The organism is Microcystis sp. M49636_WE2 (assembly GCF_030065375.1).
GTDB lineage: Bacteria > Cyanobacteriota > Cyanobacteriia > Cyanobacteriales > Microcystaceae > Microcystis > Microcystis aeruginosa_C.
This window is the reverse complement of sequence record NZ_JASJFG010000213.1, coordinates 1-5,097: the sequence shown is the minus strand read 5'-3', so window position 1 is coordinate 5,097 and position 5,097 is coordinate 1. Positions and strand designations below refer to the sequence as shown.

The 5,097-nt window shown below is 43.8% G+C and carries 5 protein-coding genes and 1 pseudogene; 3 read left to right on the top strand and 3 right to left on the bottom strand.

What is annotated here, in order from left to right; genetic code table 11:
- A pseudogene (locus PX484_RS04790) lies at nt 1–567 on the top strand (RAMP superfamily protein); the annotation flags it as partial.
- Nucleotides 568–811: 244 nt separating this feature from the next.
- On the opposite strand, the gene PX484_RS04785 reads toward PX484_RS04790, so the two are convergent.
- On the bottom strand, nt 812–1,720 hold the full coding sequence (locus tag PX484_RS04785; protein ID WP_287766546.1) for a transglutaminase family protein: 909 nt from the start codon (nt 1,718–1,720) through the stop codon (nt 812–814).
- Nucleotides 1,721–1,860: 140 nt separating this feature from the next.
- Here PX484_RS04785 and PX484_RS04780 point away from each other — a divergent pair, with 140 nt between their 5' ends.
- Nucleotides 1,861–3,297, top strand: a complete 1,437-nt coding sequence (locus PX484_RS04780; RefSeq protein WP_287766544.1) for a GTP-binding protein — start codon at nt 1,861–1,863, stop codon at nt 3,295–3,297.
- Between the two features lie 154 nt (nt 3,298–3,451).
- On the opposite strand, the gene PX484_RS04775 is transcribed toward PX484_RS04780, so the two are convergent.
- Both PX484_RS04775 and PX484_RS04770 read right to left on the bottom strand, forming a co-directional pair.
- Nucleotides 3,452–3,748: a type II toxin-antitoxin system RelE/ParE family toxin gene (locus PX484_RS04775; RefSeq protein ID WP_002737690.1), complete on the bottom strand. Its 297-nt coding sequence runs from the start codon at nt 3,746–3,748 to the stop codon at nt 3,452–3,454.
- Nucleotides 3,733–3,921: a hypothetical protein gene (locus PX484_RS04770; RefSeq protein WP_002737442.1), complete on the bottom strand. Its 189-nt coding sequence runs from the start codon at nt 3,919–3,921 to the stop codon at nt 3,733–3,735. The genes PX484_RS04775 and PX484_RS04770 overlap by 16 nt, the downstream gene beginning before the upstream one ends.
- Before the next feature lie 474 nt (nt 3,922–4,395).
- Here PX484_RS04770 and PX484_RS04765 point away from each other — a divergent pair, with 474 nt between their 5' ends.
- A complete protein-coding gene (locus tag PX484_RS04765; RefSeq protein WP_287766542.1) occupies nt 4,396–5,088 on the top strand; it encodes a Crp/Fnr family transcriptional regulator in 693 nt (230 codons plus the stop codon).
- Nucleotides 5,089–5,097 lie beyond the last annotated feature (9 nt).

Below are 5,097 nucleotides of genomic sequence, written 5' to 3'. Positions count from 1 at the left end.
GGATTTGGTAAATCATGGCGACGAGCAGATCATAGTATTTTCTATGAGGATTATTATCCCAATAAACCCTTAATTGGCTGTCATTGGCAATGGGGGGATAAAAGTTCTTTAATCAACGATAATAAAGTCAGAGATTTAACTCATGTTCATCCCTTTATCAAAGATGTTCGCACTATTGCTAAACAATGGATGTCCTTACAAGAAAATATCCCCATAACTCCCGATAATAGTGCTAAATGGCGAGAAAGTTGGCATCCTAAAAATGTCGAAGTTTGGGGAAGAATTGCCGAAGATAAAGATGATTCCCTAGCCATAAAATGGCTTCACAAAGCCTATCAAAAACTGGATAATTTAAGTATCTATAAAACCTCGGTGACAGGAATAGTAACAAAAAATATCAATCAAGTTGGTCGTCTTTGGTATCGAATGTATCCCAAAAATAATCATCAATACCTAGAATTATTAACAATTTTTCCTGATGACTCTGATGATTGTGCTTATTTTTTAGGTTTTCTAGACGAGAATAATGGTCAAGAGGGAAAATTTCAAAAAATTTGGCCGAAATAATCCCGTTTATAGTTAAGCACCTAAGCAAAATTAATGACAAATTAGGATTAGTTGGAAAGCAGAAAAAGGGTTTCTAAAAGAAACCCTTTTTATAATAAATTGTGTCAAATATATCTTGACAAAAATCGATAAAAATGCTATAACCCAACGGCAATCTTCGCTTTATTGCATGAGTAGAAAATGGGTTTCTCCGAGAAACCCGTTTTCTGCGATCGCCAGTCAAGAAAAAACCCGATAATTCAACCTATTCCCTGGGATCAAAATCCGGCAGCGTCCCCAACTTGCGAATGGTTACTTTAACATCCATAGACAAAAAGTCATCAGCATCACCAAACCAAGAACCAGAAAGAGGTATGATTTGACCGGGATGACGAGCGATCGCCACTCGAATTAAATCAAAGCCGGCGGTAATTTGATTAGTCGGATCATAATTACGCCAACCGGCCCCGGGTAGATAAACCTGTAACCAAGCATGGGTAGCGCCAGAGCCAGTCATCCCCACTTCGCCACCGTCGAGGGCAGCATCGTAGAGATAGCCACTGACAAAACGACAGGCTAAACCCAATCTTCGCAAAGCTTCGATCATTAACCAAGCATAATCGCGACAAGTTCCCGACTTTAGCCGCAGGGTTTCTCCGGGGGATTGAGTTCCTTCACTCTCCCGGGCTTGGTAAGTAAAATTATCTTTGATAGCCGCCATCATTCTTGCCATGGCATCGAGGGTATCATCTTGGTCCCCCGCTACAAAACTTTTGGCCCAAGCTGCCAAGCTGCCGTCGGCATCCTCAGCGTGGGGACGCATAAACACCACCAGATCTAACCATTCATCGGGGGTGTACTGGATGGGAATTTCGATCGCCCGTTGATCCAGGGGAAAATCAGCGATCGCTTTTAAGCCAAAATGTTCCGCCCGTAATCGACAGGTAACGATTAATTCTGACGCTGGTTCAGCAAATTCAAGCTCTACCACGTTGTTAGATAGAGTATCCATAGTCCAGCGCGTTTTGGCGGCAATATTCGCTTCTACAGAATAACTGATAATTCTTTCACCGTGACCGGCACTAGGCAAAAAAATCGCCCGATGTTCCCCAAAAGTTACCGGTTTACGATAATGATAGGTGGTGATGTGTTCCAAGTCGTAGATGACACTCATCCTGATTATCCTTAATAAAGTAGCTGGTTATAATTGAAGATAAATCCCCCCTTGATCCCCCCTTAATCCCCCCTTGATAAGGGGGGTATCTGACAATTTTTAACACCCACCTACTTAATCACTGATAACTGATAACTGAAATGACCTCTGACCCGTCCCTCGATCGAGCTTGGAATACCGAAGACCTAGAACAAGCACTTCGAGGTGTCGGCACTATTCAAGAAGAACTCAACTACAATCAGGCACGCAATTCTCTGAGCAAACTTGTCGATCGTCTGGATCTTACCTCGATCGAGAAAATTGGTCTAGAAGCGGAGATCGATCACCTAGTGGCCCTGCTGGAAAAACTTGATCGCTCCCTGATTCAAATTGCCGCTTTTGGTCTGGTGGGCCGGGGAAAATCCTCGATTTTAAATGCTCTGGTCGGTCAAGAAATCTTTACAACCGGTCCTTTACACGGAGTTACCCGCACCATTAAAGGGGTAAATTGGCAGTTAAGCAGCGATGATACTTTCCCCAATCTAGCGCGTCTGACCCTGAACGGCCAGGGTAATGCTCAGGTGCAATTGCTTGATACTCCCGGTATTGATGAGGTAGATGGGCAAACGAGGGAAATTCTCGCCTGTCAGGTGGCGCAGCAGGTGGATTTAATCCTTTTTATCATCTCCGGTGATATGACCAAAGTGGAATTTTCCGCCTTGGCCAAGTTACGCGAAGCGGGAAAACCGATGATTTTGGTCTTTAATAAAATCGATCAGTATCCGGAAGTCGATCGCCTCGCTATCTATGAGAAAATCGCCTCAGAACGGGTGAAAGAATTACTCTCCCCCGATGAGATTGTTATGGTGGCAGCCTCTCCCCTCCTGACGGATACCGTCAAGGAGCAGGATGGGCGGCTAAAAACGCAACGATTTCGGGGAAAACCCCAGATAGAAGCTCTGAAACTCAAAATTTTGGAAATTCTAGAGCGAGAGGGTAAATCGCTCGTAGCACTCAATTCTATGCTGTATGCGGACGAGGTAAACGAGCAAATTGTCGCCCGCAAAATGGCTATCCGCGATCGCGGGGCTAATCAATTGATTCAAAAAGCAGTGATGATCAAAGCATCGGCGATCGCTCTTAATCCAGTGACGGTGTTGGATCTGTTTACGGGAGCAGTTATCGATCTGGCCATGATTCTCGCTCTTTCTCGCTTATACGGCATCGATTTAACTCGTCAGGGGGCGATCGCTCTTTTACAAAAAATTGCCCTCAATATGGGGGGTATTAGTGCCAGCGAATTTTTAGCGGTTTTGGGCTTAAGTTCCCTCAAAGGACTGCTTGGCCTCTCGATTCCTGCCACTGGCGGCATTTCTCTCCTTCCCTATACTTCGATCGCCCTGACTCAAGCGGGAGTTGCCGGTGTATCCTGTTACGCGATCGGCCAAGTGACGAAAACCTATCTCGCTAATGGGGCCACTTGGGGACCCGATGGCCCGAAGGCAGTGGTAGCCAGTATTCTCGATTCCCTCGATGAAACCTCGATTCTCAACCGGATTAAGCGGGAATTAGGCTCAAAATTGGCGGGTGGGGGTTAGGAGAAGTGGGAATTATGAATTATGAATTATGAATTAGGAAGTGGGGAAGTGGGAAGTGGGAAGTGGGAAGAATAAATAAAAATAATCTCCTGACTCCTGACTCCTGACTCCTGGCTCCTGACTCCTAATGGTTGATCACTGATCACTGACTCGATCAATCCAAGAAATGCTTACTATGGACGATCGCCGCTATAATAACTACCGCCCCTTGAATTTGATAGATCAGACGGTAGGCATAGGCAGACTTTTCTCGGATTGTATCATCACTAAATTCAGCGCATTTTTTCGCTTCTAGGGGACAATTTTCTAAAGAATAGCTTATATCAAGAATTCGACGCACGACGGCCGCCGCATAGGACGGGGAATCTCGACTAATATAAGATGCGATCGCATCCACGTCTTCAATTGCTTTGGGCGACCAGACAAGGCGATAATTCACTCGATCAGCCATTTGTTTAAAAGACCCTCAACTTCTTCTTGGGGGATTGTATTCTCCAGAGAGGCAGCGTTCAAACTTTGACGCACCTTCTCCAGAACGTATAAATGATACTGAATATCTTCAATTGAACAATCATCTGGTAATTGATTCAAGAGGGATTCAACTTTTTGTCTAATGCTATTCATACAAGTTTGACCGAAGTTTTTAAGGAAAAGTATAAATTTAAATTATCTATCAACTATCATCTATGGGCAGTTATCTTAATAGTGAGGTACGAAGTATCTGGTTTTAGGGAACAGAGAACGGTTAACAGTAGCTGGTCGCCAAGAGATAATGCCAAATTTCTTTATACTTCATCTTTAAGAGAAACGCTATATCATAGATAGAAAACTAATAGTTACGCATCCTATCTTATGCCATAGTCCCCGGAAAAGCGAGAAAAAGTTAAGAATAGATAAGCTGATTATCTAGCTTTTGTAACATTGGGGCGGGTATTCTGTTAAGAATGCTTAATAATTCCCCTATCTGCCCAATCCCCGCGACTTCTAGGCATTATTGACCGATAACCATCTAGCGGCCACAAGACCCCCCCAATCGCAGCAATTTTTTGTTACATTAGTTTACAGTTCCCTCAACGCCCCAGTGGGTTATTAATTTTAATGTCTTCTTCGGTTCCTTCGTCGGATTTTATACCCTTAATCGGTCAAGAAACAGAAATCTTTAACTGGGCAAAATCCCATTATCGTAACCATACCTTTGCCAAAGATGAAAAAGTAGCCACGCGCCCCGGACTGTTATACTTTGTGGAATCTGGGGCGATTCGTATTGTTGGTAAGGCACAAGTTAACGTTATTGACCAAAAATTCCCCCGTCAACCACCTATTGCCGATAGTGAGGAAGTATTTCTCGGTTTTGTGGGTGCAGGTCAACCTTTTGAGATTGTTTCTCAATTTCCCTTTCAATTACAAGCCCAAGCTCATCTAGACGGAACCGAGTTAGTCTGGTTATACTGGGAAGACCTAGAAAAATGGCCGCAATTGCGATCGGCTGTTATGGAAACTTTTCGCCATCAATACCAGCGTAAGTTATTTTGGTTGAGTATTCTCGGTCAAAAACGCTCCCTCGATCGATTAATGGGGTTCTTGGTTTTATTATTGGAAGAATACGGTCAACCCTGTGGGGAAGGGTATTATCTCCCCTATCCCCTAACTCACGCTCAAATTGCCAGCGCCATCGGCACTACCAGAGTAACAGTAACAAGATTAATCGGTAAATTGCGACAACAAAATTCGATCTTTTTTAAGCAGGATAATCTTATCGGATTGCCCAGTTTATTTTTGAGTCAGAATTAATTTTTCTGC

What these genes read in the sequence shown, in the direction of transcription:
- PX484_RS04770 (WP_002737442.1), bottom strand. Translation starts at nt 3,921, where the DNA reads ATGAATAGCATTAGACAAAAAGTTGAATCCCTCTTGAATCAATTACCA.
- PX484_RS04765 (WP_287766542.1), top strand. Translation starts at nt 4,396, where the DNA reads ATGTCTTCTTCGGTTCCTTCGTCGGATTTTATACCCTTAATCGGTCAA.
- PX484_RS04785 (WP_287766546.1), bottom strand. Translation starts at nt 1,720, where the DNA reads ATGAGTGTCATCTACGACTTGGAACACATCACCACCTATCATTATCGT.
- PX484_RS04775 (WP_002737690.1), bottom strand. Translation starts at nt 3,748, where the DNA reads ATGGCTGATCGAGTGAATTATCGCCTTGTCTGGTCGCCCAAAGCAATT.
- PX484_RS04780 (WP_287766544.1), top strand. Translation starts at nt 1,861, where the DNA reads ATGACCTCTGACCCGTCCCTCGATCGAGCTTGGAATACCGAAGACCTA.